Raw genomic sequence first — 19,021 nt, 5'->3', positions numbered from 1 at the left:
AAAATGATCCTCGAAATAACATCAATTTTGGGTATTCATGTACGCATTTTGTGGATAAAAGGTTTATTTAGAAATAGATACAAACGCATTGCTTGGTTAAATGCTTCTTGGTTGAATGCAAATACACCCCAATCTATATCTTCATTTTACAAACGCGCTGGAATGCTTTTATTAAGTGATGCTGTATCTGGATAAAAACCAGCATCATAAACTAAAAACCAAACAGAAATGAAAACTTTTCGCACAATTATCGTATTGGTTTGCCTCGCTATGGCGGGTACAGCCTACGCTCAGACAACGACAGTCCCAGGACAAACTGCTCCTCCGACGGCTCCACAGACAAGTCCGGTTCCAACAACTCCTGAAACGGATAAGAAGTCGGAATTTAATTCGCCTCAAACCCCTTCCAGACCAGTACAGACTCCCTCTGAGGATACTTTGATTAAGGGTCAAAAAAGTTCTGGTACCATTATGCAAGATACCTTGACACCCTCGTCAGGAAAGAAAAAAGATCGGATGAGCCGCAGAAATAGAAAAGCTATGGCTGAAAAAGGTGATACAACTTCAACTACGCAGGCTGATTCTACAAAAAAGCCTTAAACTATTGAATACGCTTGACAACAAAAATGCCCGGAAATCCTTTTCCGGGCATTTTTGTTTGGGTGTGAGGTCAGTTCGGTACTGATAGAAGGACGTGTAAGCGTTACTGGCTACATTAGTGCCGAGTTTGGAACCGCAGCTTCAATCTCATATTCCCAGAAAGGTTGTGTGACGACGGTTTTATTTTCATTAACCCACGTACACCAGATTTTGCCACTATAAACTCTTTTCACAAGAGGTAACGACATATTCCCACTTGCGTGAGTAACTGCCTCAATAATCTGGTACTCATCAACCTGCATTAATCTGGATCCGTTTTTTTCCTTCACCCAGTCATCTTTAACAAAGTTTAACGTAACCATTTGTATTAGAATTTATAAGAACGTTCAGCCGAATATTCAAAACCCATGCCATCGGAATAAAATAATTCCAAGTTTGATCTACCTAAACGCTTCAATTACAATTCGCGCGTAGAATTATTTCAACAAAGTAGAATTGAGTTAAACCCATTTCAGACCGATATCTCTAATGGATGGCTGCATTAAAATCATGTAAGGCACAACCCTAATTGTGTAAAATTCAGCCTCAGCATCCAGGTAACTTTGTAGAAAGGAATTCGAGGCTATGGAGACCAATTTAATAAGCGATATAAAAAAGAACACCGCGGAAGGAAAACCGTTAAGGCAGACATTTCCGGTATTGGGCATGAGTTGCGCAGCTTGCGCTGTGAGCATCGAAAGTATGTTAAAATCGACCAAAGGCGTGCAAGATGCTGGCGTGAATTATGCCAACCAGACCGCTTGGGCCAAATTTGATAAAAGTGTAAAAACCAAAGATCTTCAAAATGCAGTCCGAGCGATCGGTTATGACCTGATCATTGATGCAGAAGATCCCCAGCATGCACAACAACAAGCACAAGAAATAGAATATCAACTTTTGAAAAAACGAACGATCTGGGCAGTAGCACTTTCCATCCCACTTATCATCATCGGAATGTTATTTATGGATGGGTCTAACTATTCGTTGCCCTATGCAAACTGGCTCATGATGGGGCTTTCCTTTCCGGTTGTATTTATCCTGGGAAGAAAGTTTTTTGTTAATGCTTTCAGGCAAGCCCGTTTAGGAAAGGCAAACATGGACACGCTGGTGGCACTCAGCACAGGTATTGCCTTTATTTTCAGTTTTTTCAATACTGTTTATCCCGAATTCTGGCATGTCCGGGGCGTGCATCCACATGTTTATTACGAAGCGGCGGCAGTGGTGGTTGCCTTTATTTCCATTGGCAAATTGCTGGAAGGGAGGGCTAAGTCCAATACTTCATCTGCCCTCAAAAAGCTAATCGGTTGGCAGCCGAAAACAGTCCATATAATCAGAAACGAGATTGAACAGGAATTGCCGGTTGCCCAGGTGCTGGTCGGTGATACGATTATGGTGAAGCCGGGAGAAAAAATTCCCGTGGACGGTGCTGTAAGGTCCGGCAGCTCTTTTGTGGACGAAAGCATGATTAGCGGTGAGCCAATTCCAGTTGAAAAAAGGCAAGGCGACAGCGTTTTCGCAGGTACAATTAATCAAAAGGGCAGTTTTCGGTTTGAGGCGCAAAAAGTGGGTGGCGATACCATTCTGGCCCGGATCATCCATATGGTGCAGGAAGCACAGGGTAGCAAGGCCCCTGTACAAAAATTGGTTGACGAAATTGCGGGCATTTTTGTCCCGATTGTTATTGGAATTTCAATACTGACTTTTGTAGCCTGGATGATATTTGGGGGTCAAAATGCATTTAGCCATGCATTGCTGACATCTATTACTGTTCTTGTAATTGCCTGTCCGTGCGCACTTGGCCTTGCAACACCTACCGCCATCATGGTTGGTATTGGAAAAGGTGCTGAAAACAATATTCTGATCAAGGATGCTGAAAGTCTTGAACTGGCATATCGGGTTGATACAGTCATTCTGGACAAGACAGGCACCATTACGGAAGGAAAACCCGCTGTAACAGATATGATTTGGGAGACGACCACACAGCAGCAGGCTATTGAAAGGCAAATTTTGTACGCCATGGAAATGCGCTCGGAACATCCGCTGGCAGAAGCGGTAGTACATAGTCTGAAACGGGAAGAGATTGAAAATACGACATTGGACCAGTTTGAAAGCATTACGGGTTTGGGCGTAAGCGCGGTAAAGGATGACATCAAATATTTTGTCGGAAACAAAAAACTGATGGATGATAAGGGTATCGCTATCGGCCGGAAACTTCTCACTGAAACCCTGGAATGGCAAAAACAGGCAAAAACGGTCATTTATTTTAGTTCGGGAAAACAAGTACTGGCGGCGATTGGTATTGCTGATCAAATTAAATCCACTTCTCAGGAGGCTATCAAGACATTGAGAAGCCGCGGTATTGAAGTATACATGCTGACGGGTGATAACGAAGATACAGCCGCCTCTGTGGCAGCGGAAGTTGGGCTGCTTCATTATAAAGCAGAGGTAATGCCTTCTGAAAAAGCAGGTTTTGTAAAAGAGTTACAGGCCCAAGGAAAGATAGTCGCCATGGTAGGTGATGGTATCAACGACAGCCAGGCGTTGGCGCAGGCGGATGTGAGTATTGCAATGGGGAAAGGTTCGGATATCGCGATGGATGTTGCCAAAATGACCTTAATTACTTCCGATCTCAATATGGTACCCAAAGCATTAAAGCTTTCGGGCAGAACCGTTAGGACGATCAGGCAAAACCTATTTTGGGCCTTTGTCTACAATTTGGTTGGTATCCCGCTGGCAGCCGGGGTGTTATACTCTTTCAACGGCTTTTTATTAAACCCAATGATCGCAGGCGCCGCCATGGCTTTAAGTTCGGTATCGGTAGTTGCAAATAGCCTGCTCTTGAAGACGGGAAGGCTATAAATAAAAATGGCAGCATCCGTGTGGTGCTTTCCGTTCTTACCATCATTAAATCCCGCCAGTCTGCGCTGGTCAATTTGATTAAGGGGCTTGAATTGGGGGAACACCTGTTTTTCACCAATACCATCCCAGTTATGACCCGCCATTAAATCATTTCGAAGATGTCATTCAGAATGCTGGAATGTTTTTTAGGAAATGGAAACAATGGCCTATGGGTGGCTGGCTTCCAAATCCGGATGAAATAAAACTGGCTATCAAGCGGTAAATTGCTGTTTTATTTAGATGAAAAAATTTCTTCCCATTTACTGAACAATTGCTCCGAAATCGCATCAAGTGCATTTGGATTAATCACTCCCTGCCAACCATTTTCAGAAAGATTCTGCGCTTTTTGAATCAATGCGGGCCAATCTACTAAATCAAGATTATGATGATCTAAGACAATGGCCATGTTGTTGGCCTGTAACAAAGCTCCTTTGCGGACCTGTTCGTGAAATGGCCTTTCTTCGGTGATACAAATAAACCTTTTGTTCAGCGCTGCCATTTCCATTACCGTGTTGTGGCCCGCATTGCCGATTACAACTTCACAATCGGCCAAAAGCCCCGCTGGATCTCCCATTGCACCATGGTAGATGATATTACTTTCCTCAAACTTAGCGCTGCCGTGAATGGACATTTCCCCAATAAGATGGAAGCTGCTGGGTTGACATTGCCGTGCAATCGCTTTCACCAGCTCACAATCGATTGAAGTTCCTCCCGCCCCGATAATGATCCCGATTTTCCCCTTTTCAGGTGGTATTGCGAGATTTTCGCGGTCGTCGTAACGGCAAAATCCTCCTGAGTAAAATGTCTTTCTTTCTACCCAATCAGCTGCGGATTGATCCACTAAAATTTGCGGGCATGGTGCCAGCAGCATCTGGGCGCTTTGATAAGCATTCAGATGCGCAACGTCATCCCTGTTACCATTTTGCCTGATAACAATCGTAGGTACACCGACAAGTGTTGCCAGCATGGTAACTTCCACAGAAACATCCACAATTAGCATAATCGGAAAACTGGCCTTCAGAGTCTTTACAATCATTTCACTCCTTTCCAACAAGCCCCAAACATTTAGCGGCGCATAATGGAGGAAATCCAACTTTTGGGACGTGGCAAATGTATCCGATTCGATAGGCACGTCCATCGGTAAATGAACGCAGTTAATGTGCGCCGGTAACAAAGACTGAAAGCGTTTCAGGTTACTTCCGAGAAAAGTTACCTGAGCATTTGATAGACGCCTTGCAATTGCAAGGGCGCGCATGAAATGACCGGAGCCGTGATGATGGATATAAAAAGCAAAATTAGGCTGCACTTGCGGTTATTTTAAAGGGAACCGCTTTTTTGGCAACTCCTTCCAAAAGTTGCTCATAAGCATCGACCATCATTTCCACATCAAAATTTTGCTCAGCCCTTTCCCGGCACCCCCGACGGCTCAGTGCCGCTGCATCGTGAATGCATTGGGCCAGCTCGTCTATATCCTCCGTTAAAGAAAGTCGGGCTGTATTCTCACAAAGCAGGTATGGCAATGCGCCTCGCGCAATGCCGGCAACCGGCGTTCCACAAGCGAGCGACTCTGCAACGACGAGTCCAAAAGGTTCATCCCAGCAAGGAGTAATCAGGCTAACCTGAGCATTTCCAATCAATTCGTTCAAAGCATTGTGATCGCAATGACCGACCAGTTCGATCGATTCGTCCAAGAGAGGTAAAATGTATTCCTGGAAATAAAATTCATCACTAATTGCCCCGGCAATTTTCATTTTTTTACCCGCCACTTTCGCAGCCTGAATGGCAATGTGCAAGCCTTTGTCTGGATGGATCCGGCCAAACCACATGACGTATTCCCCCTCATTGTCTGGATAGAACTGCCAGGTTTTGAGGTCAATGCCATTTGGGATTACATTGCATTCCGGGGCATAATCTTTCCAATTTTGTGCATTGGAGACTGAAACCGATACATAGTTGACACCTCCGTAATCCTGCTCGCGGCGGATGGCATTCTTCAATTCGAAGATCGGGGGTGTATGCAGTACAGTCAGCATTGGGGCTGCAACCAATGATGCCATCATAATGGGCACATAATTGAGGCTATTGTTAAAGATGACATCCAATCCGTCGTTGTCAATTTCCTGCATCATCTCTACGTATGCATGGTGCGTTGCAATGAACTCCATGCTTAACTCACGAGAAGTGAATTTGGATGAAACGATAGGACTATGGTCTTCCACCGACAATATGGGACGAACATTTAAAATCGGGTCCGAGGCAGCGCAGGCATACAATATGACGTCATGACCCCTGGCCAGCAAACGTTGACTGATATCATATGTAAATGCTTCGAGACCGCCCTGGAAGGGTTTGGCAATTGGGTATTTCAAGTGAGCTATAATCCCGATTTTCATAGTTTATTGCGTAAAATTTCTATAAAGGCATAAGAATGTTGATGTTATGATTGGTATAGAAATATTATGCCGGGATTAAAATCTCAAATGTAACCAACCGAAATTGTGTCCAAGATTAAAAAGCAACATCTTCCAGAAAAAATATGCGTTGTTTGTGGGAGGCCATTCAGCTGGCGAAAAAAATGGGAAAAGGTATGGGACGAAGTTAAATACTGCAGTGATAAATGCCGTCAGAAAAGGTCCGCTAATGTGGTGTTGTGAAGAAAGCGCAATAGATGTTCTGCCTATCTCAACACCGTATCTAGCGGAACCAGCTTGAAACGGTCATTCATGGAGAAATAATAATCCAATGGGGCACAATGGCTTGCGCCGTAAATAATGACGATCCGTTTTTCATCTCCTTTGAGCTGCTTCAAAATATTGCTGTAAATTTTCAGATTACGCATCAGCCAGTTCCCACTCAGCGTAGCACCAATATCGTTATTAAGTTTCCCAGCGAGCGTAGGGCTATTAATATACCATCCCAAATCTTTGCGGCGCATTTCCGGATTGTTCATCCATAATAAAATGTTTTTGACAGATTGAGTAGCGAGTCGGTTATTCATTTCCTGCTCTATCGTGTGCATCAGCTCAACCATTTCTTTTTCCAATTGTGTTTGGCCTGCCTCCCTGATGGAGTTCATCATGGAATCAAAAGGGAAATCAGCGTTAGCATCGCTCGCATATATTTTTGGCAGTTTAAGCTGATGCCCAACCGCAAGTGATAGTTGGTAAAGTTCATTTTTTTTTGTCTTCAACGGGCTTTGGTCTTTTTGGAAAGCGGCATAAGTACTGTCCAGCCATTGGGTATTATCCAAATTAATTTCAGTATAAATGGCATCGGGCTTAAATGCGACCAGGTTATTACGAATTTCCTGGATTTCTTGCTGGCGTTTTTGGCTTAGCATGTCATCTATTTTGAATTTGGCAACATCCAGTCCCGGATTGTTGAAATGGAACACCCCGACCAGCAAAACTTCCGTTTTGGCGGGATTACTTTGGGCAATGCTATTGGTAAGCAGTGCAAACGCGGCGAATAATTGAATGAGAATAATTTTCATGGTCATGCTTTTATAGATGGATTAAGGCACGAATTTCAAATTCGAAAGGAAGAAAGATAAAAGAGATCGACTAACCCTCTCATTTCGACGACGAAAGCAAACACCCTTCATTACTACCTCGCAATTACCGACGAACCCGTTGGTCGGTGCGAAAGCCGATTGGTCGGGACAAATCCCTTGTAAGACGATTTCCATCTGCGTTTCGAAACGGTCCGATGCAACTTTGTATCGCTCAAAAGGCCATGAAAAACTTTTCTAACTCAAAACTCTAAACAAATCAAAACAATGAAAACATTTAATCGCATTCTCGTACTATTTACTGTAATCGCCTGTCTTACTGCCTGCTCTAAAAAAGAAGCAGATCCCGCCCCGGAATTATCCGCCCGCATTTCTGGGGATTACAAAGTGACCTACCTCAAACAAGACGGCAAAACTTTCACACTGAACGGTTCCACAAAAGGTACAATAAAAGTGTCTGCCGAGTCGGCTGAGATGGCCCAGGTAATTGTTGACGTAAGCAACGGTAACCCTTCTGATGATATCAAAGGCGTTATCAACAATATTGCTCTGAAGGATATCGGCGGTGGCGAAGTAGAATTGATCGCCAACGGCTTTACACTCGGTAAGGGCGGTAACAATCAGATAACAGTTAAGGTGGCCCCGGTCGACGGCAGCGCTCCGTATGAATTTATTGGTATCAAGTAAACAATTGCTAAGCAGGTGTTTAGCCGTAAGTGGGACTCCATTTACGGCTTGACTCATTCAAACAGCGTAACCTATATGGAGTACTGCAAAGTAGCCCAGGCAGCGTAACCAACCTTTAAATACAAGATAATGACCCGCAACCAAAGACTGATATTTCACTGCCTGTTCTGGTTGGTTTATTTTTCGATGACGTTGTCTAAAGACTATGTTAAACATGCCGAGACAATGTCATTATGGGAAGTTCTCACCTTCCCTTTGTCATTTTCGCACTATTTGCGCACCTTTTTTATAACCTATGTCTGCTTGTGGATACTGAACCGCACATTTGAACGCAAGCAATATGCATTTGGCGTACTGGGGATACTTTTCATTTATATCTCACACCCTTTTATAAGGTATGCTATTGAAGAAGTTTGGTTCGTGAACTGGCTTGGCCTGGGGAATTATTTCAAAGGCACTACTTTCAGCTATTATCTAACCGATAATCTTTTTAGTTGTCTAATGCCTGTACTCATCAGTTTTGTGTTTAAAGCCGTGGAAGATTTCTTTAAAAATGAAAAGGCCAAAGCAATGCTCCGGGAGGAAAAGCTGATCACCGAACTTCAATTTTTGAAGTCGCAGGTCAACCCGCATTTTTTCTTTAATACATTGAACAACATCTATTCACTTGTGTACCAAAAGTCGGATGAGGCGCCTGGCGCAGTATTAAAACTCGCCGAAATGATGCGGTACATGCTGTATGAGAGCAATGTAGAAAAAGTAGATCTGGTAAAAGAATTAAAATACCTGGATAGCTACATTGATTTACAGAAGCTCAGGTATCCTGGGGAAACCTTTGTAAACTTCGAAACGCACGGGCACATTAATGGACAACAAATCGCGCCAATGCTGCTGATCCCTCTGGTCGAAAATGCATTTAAGCATGGCGATATTCAAGACCATCAACACCCGCTGGCCATCAGCCTGCAAATAAGCGGGAACAATATGCAGTTTGATGTCGAGAATAGTAAAACGGATAAAAACAAGGATGAAGCCGGGGGGATAGGCATGGTCAATGTCGAGCGACGTCTGAACCTGATCTACCCGGACCGGCACAGCCTTCAGGTTAGGGATGAAACAGACCGCTATTCTTGTGAACTAAAACTAATCCTTTAAGCTATGGCGATTCGGTGCCTTGTGCTGGACGACGAGCCACTCGCGACAGACATTCTTTCGGATTATGTAGGGAAAGTGTCAACACTAGATTTGGTAGCAGTGTGCCACAATGCGATGGACGCGTTGGTGCTAATCCAGCAGGGAAAAGTTGATTTGGCCTTCGTTGACATTCAGATGCCCGATTTGACCGGATTGCAGTTTCTGCGTGTGGTAAATGGAAAATGTAAAGCGATTTTAACGACAGCTTATCAGGAATATGCCTTAAATGGGTACGAATATGATGTGATCGATTATTTGCTCAAACCGATCTCATTCGAACGGTTTTTATCATCCGTCCAAAAAGCACAGGAACGATTTCACCCTGCGCCTGATGCGGTATCTGTTCCATCCAAGGAATTACCACCTAAAAATGAGACAATTCTTTCTGCCCGTCCGATTGCTGCCGAATTTATATTTGTCAAGACAGAATACAAGATCATCAAGATTAACCTGACGGACATCCTGTTCATTGAAGGCCTAAAAGATTACGTTTCCATTTATACCCCAACGGAACGGATTTTAAGTTTGCAGACCATGAAAAAAATGGAAGAAGTCCTGCCAGGTCCGCGATTTATGCGGGTCCATAAGTCTTACATTGTGGCTATGGACAAAATCGAATCCATTGAAAGACAGCGTATTTTCATTGGAAAACACGTTATTCCTGTCGGAGAAAGTTATGTAAAAGAATTTGCCAAGAGGATTGAGTAAATTTAACCAATCGTTTTCCTTCGGAGGAAGTTGCATTTCAGCTTACGCACAGCAAGTAGAGACGGAATCAGCTCCTGTGCCCCGTGTCATTGAAAATATGCCGGCATGGAGTCCCGGAAAGCAGAGCGGTCACGCAGTTGCAGTCTGGTATAATGTCCCGGTTCATTTTCCTAAAAATTAGAGCATATAATCAATGTTGGGAAGGCAGGCCTGCGACCTTTAGTATATACCACATGCAAGTACGCGACCGCCTAGAGCCAAAAAAGGCTTGATCAAAAGACCAAGCCTTGTCGGGATGACAGGATTTGAACCTGCGACCTCTTGCACCCCATGCAAGTACGCTACCGAGCTGCGCTACATCCCGTATTCTTTCGGGTTGCAAATGTAATGATCTTTTTGAGGGGAGTCAATCATTTATTTGTAAGTCCTTCAACCCCAACATTCCAAATGATCATCCGCATTTCGACGAACCGCAATCTTTACAAGTCAAGCAGCCTTCCTGATATAGCAAGTTCGTAGAGTTACAATTCTGACATTTCTGTTTGATTGCTTCCGTTCCGTCCGGAATGTAACGTTTCAAAGCTCTGGCAACCCCGGCTTTCCAGGTATTGATTGCCTCGTCCAGTTGCAATGAGCTGATCAGATCTACTACTTTTTCAATCTGCATTCCGTGACGTAATGTACTGGAAATCAGCTTGGCATAGTTCCAGTATTCTGGATTGAATTTGTGCGAGAGACCTTCAATGGTGGTTTTATAGCCTCTTGGATTTTTATATTGAAAGTCATAACGCGAGCTCCCATCAGCCTCCCGGTTTTTGATGATCAAACCCTCATTTACCCATCTGGGGATCAGGATACCATCCTCATCATCAGCAAAACCGGTGAAGATCTCGTAAGGCCTGCCATCAATGGTACCAATGAATGCAATCCATTTGTCTTTTTTATTTTGGAAACGAACAACGTCTGCTTCCAGCGTTTGCGGTCTTTCGGTAGGAAATGGCGTTAGACCCTCTATTTCTTCCTCCTTCTTTTCGGTATTGGCGATCAAAACGCCTGAACGCGAACCGTCACGATAAACGGTAACACCTTTGCAACCTGCTTTCCAGGCTTCCATGTAACATTCCCCTACCAACTCCTCAGTGACATCGTTCGGCATATTGATTGTCACACTGATCGAATGGTCGACCCATTTCTGGATTGCACCTTGCATTTTAACCTTTTTTAAATAATCCACATCATTGGAAGTGGCTTTGTAGTATGGCGACTTTTTAACCAGATCGTCCAGTTCCTTTTGCGAGTAATTTTTGGTAAGATCATAACCATTAACCGTCATCCATTCCTGAAAACGGTGATGGAAAACAACATATTCTTCCCACGAATCACCCACCTCATCCACAAAATCAACCCGAATGTCTTTATCATTAGGATTGACCTTCCTTCTTCTTTTATAAACCGGAAGAAAAACAGGCTCAATACCCGAAGTTGTCTGGGACATTAAACTGGTAGTACCTGTCGGCGCGATGGTCAGCAATGCAATATTTCTTCTGCCATATTCCAGCATTTCATAATAAAGCTGCGCATCTTCCTCTTTCAATCTCTGGATGAAAGGATTGTTCTTCTCTCTCTCCGAATCAAAAATAGTGAAAGGGCCTCTTTCTTTGGCGGTATGCACCGATCCGCGATACGCTTCCAATGCGACGGTTTTGTGAATTTGCACTGCAAATTCATTTCCTTCATCACTTCCATAACGCAAGCCTAACGCAGCAAGCATATCTCCCTCGGCTGTGATACCAATTCCTGTCCTTCTGCCTTCTCCGGCCTTGGTTTGAATGTTCAGCCAAAGGTTCCGCTCAACCAATTTTACCTCATCTGCTTCCGGATCTGCGTCAATTTTTTCAAGAATCGCATTGATCTTTTCCAATTCCAGATCAATGATATCGTCCATCATGCGCTGAGCGGCAGCTACATGCTTTTTGAATAACGTCCAGTTGAATGCTGCTTCTTTTGTGAATGCATGATCAACATAGGAAAACAGGTTAATCGCCAGTAAACGGCAGGAATCGTACGGACAAAGCGGAATCTCACCACATGGGTTTGTCGACACTGTCTGGTAACCCAGATCAGCATAACAATCAGGGACCGATTCCCGTATGATGGTATCCCAGAACAATATGCCGGGCTCCGCAGATTGCCAGGCGTTGTGGACTATCTTTTTCCACAATGCTGTGGCGTCAATTTCCTTGATATGCGTTGGAGACGTGCTCTTAACCGGATATTGCTGCTTATAAGTAGCACCTGTCTCGACGGCTTTCATAAATTCGTCATCAATACGCACGGAAACATTGGCACCAGTTACCTTGCCCTGCTCCATTTTCGCATCAATGAAATTTTCCGAATCCGGATGCCTGATCGCCACTGAAAGCATTAATGCGCCACGGCGGCCATCCTGCGCCACCTCTCTCGTCGAATTGGAAAATCGCTCCATAAACGGAACGATACCCGTGGAAGTTAGAGCGGAATTTTTAACCGGCGATCCTTTGGGACGGATATGGGATAAATCGTGACCAACACCGCCACGCCTTTTCATCAGCTGAACCTGCTCCTGATCGATCTTCATAATGCCACCGTACGAATCAGATTCGCCATTGTTGCCGATCACAAAGCAATTGGAAAGTGAGGCGATCTGGTAAGGATTGCCAATTCCAGTCATCGGGCTTCCCTGCGGAATAATGTATTTAAAATCTTTAATAAGGTCAAACACTTCGGTTTCACTCATCGGATTAGGATAAAGCTGCTCGATCCGCGCAATTTCGCTTGCGATCCGCTTGTGCATATCGTCCGGTGTGGCTTCATAAATTGCGCCGTAAGAATCTTTCAAAGCATATTTATTGACCCAAACGCGGGCGGCCAAATCGTCGCCCTTAAAGTATTGAAGAGAAGCCTGGTATGCTTCATCCGTTGTGTAAGTAGCGGCGGATTGAGAAGACTTTATCTTTTCCATTGGTGAGTATAAGGTGAATTTTCCAGAAGCGAACAATCTTCAAATGTAGAAAAATTAAACTTGATCTAAAAAATTAATAAAAAAGTTTACAAAAAATAGAATTTAACATGCTGATAAACTGATTATTACGATTTTAAATCTAATAAAATGTTTACAAATTTTTTTTCATCATGTCAGTTTGATAAGCAGGTGAGCGTTGGAAATATAAATAGTTGGCAAATACTTAGTTTTCACGCATCAAAAATCGGGAGGCGGGGCTTTTATTATTGTAAATTCATAACTTACCGTTTCTTCGTAACCGGACTATCCGGGCTCGTCCCTTACCTTATATCTGGCTGAAATTGAAAAAGTTATTTACCAACCTCACCTTTTGGGTACTTACCTCCATCACTTGCGGCGCTTTGCTGGGTCATTATTTTCCTGCGAAAGCTGTTGAGATGGAGTTTTTAGGGAAAGGTTTCATTCAAATTGTCAAGCTATTTATCAATCCAATCATTTTCCTGACCATTACGCTCGGGATTATCGGAATGGGTGACTTGAAAAAAGTGGGAAAGGTAGGTGCCAAGGCGCTTCTTTACTTTGAGGTCGTGACTACGTTTGCATTGATTGTTGGGATTATTGTGGCTAATATCATCAGGCCCGGGGATGGCGTAGTAACCAGCAATCTGCAAAAGGGCGATATCTCTATTTATGCCAATAAAGTGCACGATTTCAGTTGGTTACAGTTCTTTCTGGATAATGTAACATTACAGGTTTTGTTGGCTTCGCTTGTATTAGGCACGGTTCTGAGTAAGTATTCGGGAAAAGATAAGGTTATAGAATGGCTGAATTTTGTATCCAAATACGTTTTCAAAGCGCTTCATTTTGTGATGATCTTCGCCCCGATCGGCGCATTTGGTGGAATGGCATTCACCATTGGAAAGTATGGGATCGATACGCTGCTTCCGCTGGCCAAATTGATGGGAACAGTTTATGCTACAATGGCGATTTTCATTTTTGGTGTATTGGGCCTGATTCTCAGGACTTACAAGATCAATCTCTGGTCATATCTCAAATATATTCGCGAAGAATTACTGATTGTATTAGGTACCTCCTCGTCAGAGGCGGGGTTGCCTTCTCTTATGGTGAAATTGGAACGAATGGGATGTTCCAAACCGGTAGTTGGACTCGTGGTACCTGCTGGTTATTCCTTTAATCTGGATGGGACGACGATTTACCTTTCTATGGCGACGATTTTTCTTGCACAGGTTTTCAATGTGCATCTTACTTTCGGCCAGATCCTTTCTTTGATCGGAATTTTGATGATTACGTCAAAAGGCGCTGCGGGGGTAACAGGAAGCGGTTTTGTGGTGCTAGCTTCTACATTGACAGCTATTAAGGTAATTCCCGTCGAGGGCCTTGCGTTACTATTGGGCGTTGACCGTTTCATGTCCGAAGCCAGGGCCATTACCAATTTTATCGGAAATGGTGTAGCGACAATCTGGCTGGCTAATAATGAAAAGGAGTTTGACCGCGACAAAATGCTGTATGCATTCGCCAATGTGAAGGAAACTGAAAATATTGTTACTGATAATTTAACAGATGCCACCCAGCCTGAACGCACCAAAATGTAGGATTGTTAGTTTTAAAACTTTTGGATAGTTTTAGCTTGATCTAGCTTACTCTTATGGATTATAGAAATTTCATTACATCTGATCATCGCATCATGCTGGGTAAGCCAGTTATAAAAGGTACCCGTCTTACTGTCGAACTGATTCTTCGAAAACTGGGAGAAGGGGCTTCTGTTGAAGATCTGTTACGGATGTATCCCGCTCTTGAAAAGGATTCTATTCAAGCCGCACTTCAATATGCTGCTGAAATAATTGCAAACGAAGAGAATCTTGAATCTGCTGCATGATTCTAGCCGATGAAAATATTGATCAAAGCTTAATCAATGATATCCGGCAGTGAAACAGTCTTCATTAATCAATAAGCAAATGAATATACTTTAATCAAAATGACAGACCAGGAAACCATTCAGATACCAACCCGGGCGAAACGACCTTTTATTGGAGAGGAATTTGAATTAAAAAAATGGGAAGACGTTGAGCCGTTTTTCGAGAACCTGAAAAACAGGGAGCTTAACTCAGAAGAAGATTTAAGACAATGGTTTTCAGACCGCAGTGAAATTGAATCCTACTTATCAGAGAATTTCGCGTGGCGCTACATCCGCCAGACTTGTGACACCGCCAATCAGGGACTTATAAGCGCGCTCCAATTTTTTATCACGGAAATCCAGCCCAAACTTGCCGAATACGGCAATGCTCTGGATAAAAAAGTTGTGGACAATCCATTATTGGGCAAGCTTACTGAACCCGGATATGAGATTGCGTTCCGTGGAATGAAAAAGGCGATTGAGATATTTCGTGATGAAAACATTCCACTGATCACGGAAATGCAGACGGAGGAACGCAAATATGGTGCAATCGCAGGCGCCATGACCGTTACCCTCGACGGCGAGGAAATGACTTTGCAGAAAGCGTCGGACCGCCTTCAATCCACAGATAGAAAAATACGTGAAGAGGTCTGGCGTGCCATTGCTGGCCGTCGCTACGAAGACCATGACAAGTTGGATGAATTACTAAGCAAGCTTGTAGGCCTGAGAGATCACATAGGCCGAAATGCAGGTTTTAGTAATTATCGTGACTATATGTTTGCTGCCATGGGCCGGTTCGACTATACTGCCCAGGATTGTTTCAATTTTCACAGCTCGGTTAAGAAAGCCGTCGTTCCATTATTGAACGATATGGCTGCATCTCGAAAACAAGCATTAAAAGTTGAGCAGCTTCGCCCTTGGGATACAAAAGTGGACCCGCAGGGACTTGGCCCTTTGAAACCATTTGAAACAGGCGAACAATTACTGGACAAAACAATCCGCTGCTTCACCCGTCTTGATCCGTTTTTGGGCGAATGTCTCAAAATCATGAAAACCATGAAACACCTTGATCTGGAATCAAGGAAAGGGAAAGCGCCCGGCGGTTATAATTATCCATTGGACGAGATTGGCGTTCCTTTCATTTTTATGAATGCGACTTCCAACCTGCGCGACATGGTTACATTGCTGCACGAGGGCGGCCACGCGGTACATTCGCTTGTTACACGCGACCTGGCATTGAATGCTTTCAAACACACACCTTCGGAAGTAGCGGAACTGGCATCCATGTCGATGGAGCTGATTACGATGGACTTTTGGGATGAATTTTTTGAAAACGAAAGCGACCTGAAAAGGGCCAAAATCCAGCATCTGGAATCCATTATTGAAACATTGCCCTGGGTAGCAACGATTGATAAATTCCAGCATTGGATGTACGAAAATCCGCTGCATACGCCAGAAGAACGCACAAATGCCTGGGTTGGCATTTATGAGGAATTCACAGATTCGGTTATTGATTGGGCCGGACTTGAAAATTTCAAGAAGTATGTGTGGCAGCGTCAGCTTCATCTTTATGAGGTACCATTTTACTATATTGAATATGGTATCGCTCAATTAGGCGCCATTGGTGTTTGGAAAAATTACCGCGAGAATCCTGCAAAAGGCCTCAAAGGATATCTTGATGCTTTAAAGCTGGGTTACACGGCAACCATTGGCGAGATTTACCATGCAGCAAATATTTCTTTCGACTTTTCGGAACAGAATATTACCGAATTGATGCAGTTTGTGCATAGGGAATTGGCTGAGCTAAAAAAATAGGATTTCATTTGCCAGCGATTTGGTGGTTATGAATTTGGCGGTTATTTTTGCGGACAATCCAATGAACGATCAAAGAAATGAAATTCAATAGAATAGTAGCGTTTTTTGCAGGTCTGGCTTTGCTTTCTTCTTGTGAATACCAAAAGTATAATCAGATTGAGCAAAAGGATTTAAATAAAGACAATGAATACGTTTATGGAGTAAGTCCAGATTCATTACCTCGCCAGATGGCCAACAAATACGATGCGAAACCCGAGCTGGATGCACGTGTGAATGATATCAGAGTCAAGTTGTATGGGGGTTCAAGCAGCACAGTTGTAAAAGAATAAGCATTATTTTTTAAGATATTTTGAAGATATCCTCATTTCCATGGGGATATCTTTTTTTTGAAATCTCTATCTCTATCCGATTGAACAATTTTAATATCACCAAAGGCATTTAATCCCTCTGGCATGAATACGTTGGATAACCTCGTTGTGACAATTGAACATTTTTAATTTACTTTACATATTGAAAAAGGGCTAAAACCTTATTTCAAACAAAGAACACGCAATTTAAAGTTTACAAAAACATGAATATAGCATTGGTAACCGGCTCAGCCGGCCTGATAGGAAGTGAATCGGTTGCTTTTATGGCTGATAAATTTGATCTGGTCATTGGTGTTGATAATAATCTTAGAGAATATTTTTTCGGGGCCGACGGAAATACAGATTGGAACCGTAACAGAATCCAGGATGCATTCGGCAATTACAAGCATTACTCTGCCGACATTCGCGAAGCAAGCCAGCTTGAACCAATTTTTAAAGAATACGGTAGCGATATTAAACTTATCATCCACGCAGCCGCACAGCCAAGCCACGATTGGGCGGCACGTGAGCCTTTTACTGATTTCGGCGTAAATGCAGTAGGCACACTGAATATGCTCGAAATGACCCGTCTACATGCTCCTGAGGCGGTTTTTATATTTACTTCTACTAACAAGGTTTACGGGGATAACCCCAATTATCTGCCGCTTGTTGAGCTTGAAACCCGCTGGGAAATTGACGAAAGCCATCCCTATTTTATCAATGGAATCGACGAGAGCCATAGCATTGACCATACCAAACATTCCATTTTTGGCGCATCAAAAGTAGCTGCCGACATTATGGTACAGGAATATGGCCGCTATTTTGGTATGAAAACTGCGGTTTTCCGCGGCGGATGCCTTACCGGTCCAAATCATTCAGGCGCTCAATTGCACGGCTTCCTGGCTTACCTGATGAAATGCGCGATCACTGGAAATCACTACACTATTTTCGGTTATAAAGGGAAACAAGTTCGCGACAACATCCACAGCCACGATCTGGTGAATATGTTCTGGCATTTTTACCAAGATCCACGTCCGGGCGAAGTATATAACGCGGGCGGCGGCCGGTTTGCAAACTGCTCCATGCTTGAAGCAATTTTGTTGTGCGAACAGATTACAGGAAACAAGCTTTCTTACTCATATTCCGAAACAAACCGCGTTGGGGACCATATCTGGTACGTAAGCGATCTGTCCAAATTTAAATCCCATTATCCAACCTGGAACTGGGAATTTGGCCTGGTTGAAACCCTTACCCAAATCCACGACGGCATTTCTTCCCGACTGGGAGTAAAAACGGTTTAAATTATTTCAAGATCTCCGAAGATGACGTAACTTCGGAGATCTTCAACCATCTCCCATGTCAGAAAATTTTGCGATCATCGTTCCTCAATTCAACGACTGGGAGGCGTTGAATCTGCTTATACAAAAGATCAATTCGGATCTGAATACGCCGATTTTAAAAAATACAACCCTGCTGATCGTTGACGATTGCTCTTCCAAGAAACGAAATCAGCCGTTTGCGACATTTGAGGGAAAGGAGATCAAATTATTAAAGCTCTACCGAAATTTGGGTCATCAAAAAGCGATCGCGATTGGCCTTTCTTATGTTGCCGAACATCTCCCGACGGACAAGGTTATTGTAATGGACGCGGATGGTGAAGATGCCCCTTCAGACATTAACAGCCTCGCAGCCAAATCATTGGAAGAACCCGATACCATCATTTTTGCTGAGCGAAACAAACGGACCGAAAATTTCATGTTTCGGTTTTTCTACGTGATCTATAAAATGATTTTCAAACTGCTGACTGGAAAAGTCATCACATTTGGCAATTTCAGTCTGATACCCCAAAGTCGGCTGCAAAACCTTGTTCGCGTTTCCGAAATATGGAATAATTATCCCGGCGGCATTATCAAATCCCGGATTCCCTACGATTCTGTGTTAACAAATCGCGCTAAACGTCTGGCCGGCGAAAGCAAGATGAATTTTGTTTCGTTGGTATTGCATGGGTTGAGTGCCATTTCAGTGATGATAGATACCACAGCGGTGAGGATATTGATATTTTCGATTATGATGTCGGGCGTTGCTATTGCTTTTATTTTCATCATTCTTTTCCTGAAACTGATTGGAAATGCTACGCCGGGATGGGCTTCCACATTGGGCAGCACTTTAATGATCCTGATGCTGCAATCCTTTTTGATATCTCTCTTTCTCGTGTTTATGGTATTGCAGTACCGTTCCCAGCAACATTTCATCCCCGCTGTTCACTACCGCGATTTTGTGGAAAAAGTAGAGACTTTCAGCTGATT

At 43.4% G+C, this 19,021-nt stretch carries 18 protein-coding genes and 1 tRNA gene; 13 read left to right on the top strand and 6 right to left on the bottom strand.

Annotated elements, in window-relative coordinates:
- Positions 1-3: 3 nt before the first annotated feature.
- Both FHS68_RS00845 and FHS68_RS00840 read left to right on the top strand, forming a co-directional pair.
- On the top strand, positions 4-195 hold the full coding sequence (locus tag FHS68_RS00845; RefSeq protein WP_167266262.1) for a hypothetical protein: 192 nt from the start codon (positions 4-6) through the stop codon (positions 193-195).
- Between the two features lie 33 nt (positions 196-228).
- Positions 229-600 carry a hypothetical protein gene (locus FHS68_RS00840; protein ID WP_167266259.1) on the top strand — a complete coding sequence of 124 codons (372 nt, stop codon included), beginning with the start codon at positions 229-231 and terminating at the stop codon, positions 598-600.
- A gap of 110 nt (positions 601-710) precedes the next feature.
- Here the strand turns inward: FHS68_RS00840 and FHS68_RS00835 are convergent, their stop codons facing one another.
- A complete protein-coding gene (locus tag FHS68_RS00835; protein WP_167266256.1) occupies positions 711-962 on the bottom strand; it encodes an immunoglobulin domain-containing protein in 252 nt (83 codons plus the stop codon).
- 262 nt (positions 963-1,224) lie between these two features.
- On the opposite strand from FHS68_RS00835, the gene FHS68_RS00830 reads away from it, so the two are divergent.
- Positions 1,225-3,498, top strand: coding sequence for a heavy metal translocating P-type ATPase (locus FHS68_RS00830; protein WP_167266254.1), 2,274 nt, complete (start codon positions 1,225-1,227; stop codon positions 3,496-3,498).
- Positions 3,499-3,769: 271 nt separating this feature from the next.
- Here the strand turns inward: FHS68_RS00830 and FHS68_RS26620 are convergent, their stop codons facing one another.
- Both FHS68_RS26620 and FHS68_RS00820 read right to left on the bottom strand, forming a co-directional pair.
- Positions 3,770-4,843 (bottom strand): glycosyltransferase, encoded by a 1,074-nt coding sequence (locus tag FHS68_RS26620; protein ID WP_167266251.1) that lies wholly within the window; start codon positions 4,841-4,843, stop codon positions 3,770-3,772.
- Positions 4,833-5,930, bottom strand: coding sequence for a glycosyltransferase family 4 protein (locus tag FHS68_RS00820; RefSeq protein WP_167266250.1), 1,098 nt, complete (start codon positions 5,928-5,930; stop codon positions 4,833-4,835). Before FHS68_RS00820 ends, FHS68_RS26620 begins: the two co-directional genes overlap by 11 nt.
- Positions 5,931-6,035: 105 nt before the next feature.
- Between FHS68_RS00820 and FHS68_RS00815 the strand changes: the two genes are divergently transcribed.
- Complete coding sequence (locus FHS68_RS00815; RefSeq protein ID WP_167266247.1) at positions 6,036-6,191, top strand: DUF2256 domain-containing protein; 156 nt, start codon at positions 6,036-6,038, stop codon at positions 6,189-6,191.
- Positions 6,192-6,214: 23 nt separating this feature from the next.
- Here the strand turns inward: FHS68_RS00815 and FHS68_RS00810 are convergent, their stop codons facing one another.
- Positions 6,215-7,030, bottom strand: a complete 816-nt coding sequence (locus FHS68_RS00810; RefSeq protein WP_167266245.1) for a DUF5694 domain-containing protein — start codon at positions 7,028-7,030, stop codon at positions 6,215-6,217.
- Positions 7,031-7,315: 285 nt separating this feature from the next.
- Between FHS68_RS00810 and FHS68_RS00805 the strand changes: the two genes are divergently transcribed.
- The 3 genes from FHS68_RS00805 to FHS68_RS00795 all read left to right on the top strand — a co-directional run bounded on the left by FHS68_RS00805 (position 7,316) and on the right by FHS68_RS00795 (position 9,637).
- Entirely contained in the window at positions 7,316-7,735 is a 420-nt protein-coding gene (locus FHS68_RS00805) for a hypothetical protein (RefSeq protein ID WP_167266242.1), read from the top strand.
- 225 nt (positions 7,736-7,960) lie between these two features.
- On the top strand, positions 7,961-8,890 hold the full coding sequence (locus FHS68_RS00800) for a sensor histidine kinase (RefSeq protein WP_167266239.1): 930 nt from the start codon (positions 7,961-7,963) through the stop codon (positions 8,888-8,890).
- Positions 8,891-8,893: 3 nt separating this feature from the next.
- Positions 8,894-9,637 (top strand): LytR/AlgR family response regulator transcription factor, encoded by a 744-nt coding sequence (locus FHS68_RS00795; RefSeq protein ID WP_167266237.1) that lies wholly within the window; start codon positions 8,894-8,896, stop codon positions 9,635-9,637.
- A gap of 290 nt (positions 9,638-9,927) precedes the next feature.
- Here the strand turns inward: FHS68_RS00795 and FHS68_RS00790 are convergent.
- Positions 9,928-10,001 (bottom strand) — tRNA-Pro (locus FHS68_RS00790).
- 87 nt (positions 10,002-10,088) lie between these two features.
- Positions 10,089-12,638: an adenosylcobalamin-dependent ribonucleoside-diphosphate reductase gene (locus FHS68_RS00785; RefSeq protein WP_167266234.1), complete on the bottom strand. Its 2,550-nt coding sequence runs from the start codon at positions 12,636-12,638 to the stop codon at positions 10,089-10,091.
- Positions 12,639-12,979: 341 nt separating this feature from the next.
- On the opposite strand from FHS68_RS00785, the gene FHS68_RS00780 reads away from it, so the two are divergent.
- The 6 genes from FHS68_RS00780 (at position 12,980) to FHS68_RS00755 (ending at position 19,019) form a co-directional block, all read left to right on the top strand.
- Entirely contained in the window at positions 12,980-14,251 is a 1,272-nt protein-coding gene (locus FHS68_RS00780; RefSeq protein ID WP_167266232.1) for a cation:dicarboxylate symporter family transporter, read from the top strand.
- A 53-nt stretch (positions 14,252-14,304) separates the two neighbouring features.
- On the top strand, positions 14,305-14,535 hold the full coding sequence (locus tag FHS68_RS00775) for a DUF433 domain-containing protein (RefSeq protein ID WP_167266229.1): 231 nt from the start codon (positions 14,305-14,307) through the stop codon (positions 14,533-14,535).
- A 99-nt stretch (positions 14,536-14,634) separates the two neighbouring features.
- On the top strand, positions 14,635-16,368 hold the full coding sequence (locus FHS68_RS00770; protein WP_167266226.1) for a M3 family oligoendopeptidase: 1,734 nt from the start codon (positions 14,635-14,637) through the stop codon (positions 16,366-16,368).
- Positions 16,369-16,445: 77 nt separating this feature from the next.
- Positions 16,446-16,697, top strand: a complete 252-nt coding sequence (locus tag FHS68_RS00765; protein WP_167266224.1) for a hypothetical protein — start codon at positions 16,446-16,448, stop codon at positions 16,695-16,697.
- A gap of 242 nt (positions 16,698-16,939) precedes the next feature.
- On the top strand, positions 16,940-18,016 hold the full coding sequence (locus tag FHS68_RS00760) for an NAD-dependent epimerase/dehydratase family protein (RefSeq protein WP_167266221.1): 1,077 nt from the start codon (positions 16,940-16,942) through the stop codon (positions 18,014-18,016).
- 55 nt (positions 18,017-18,071) lie between these two features.
- Positions 18,072-19,019, top strand: coding sequence for a glycosyltransferase (locus FHS68_RS00755; RefSeq protein ID WP_167266218.1), 948 nt, complete (start codon positions 18,072-18,074; stop codon positions 19,017-19,019).
- Positions 19,020-19,021: the final 2 nt, after the last annotated feature.

This window comes from Dyadobacter arcticus (assembly GCF_011762185.1).
In the GTDB taxonomy this organism is placed as follows: Bacteria; Bacteroidota; Bacteroidia; order Cytophagales; family Spirosomataceae; genus Dyadobacter; species Dyadobacter arcticus.
The sequence above is the reverse complement of the archived record's forward strand: the minus strand, read 5'-3'. Positions and strand labels throughout refer to the sequence as shown.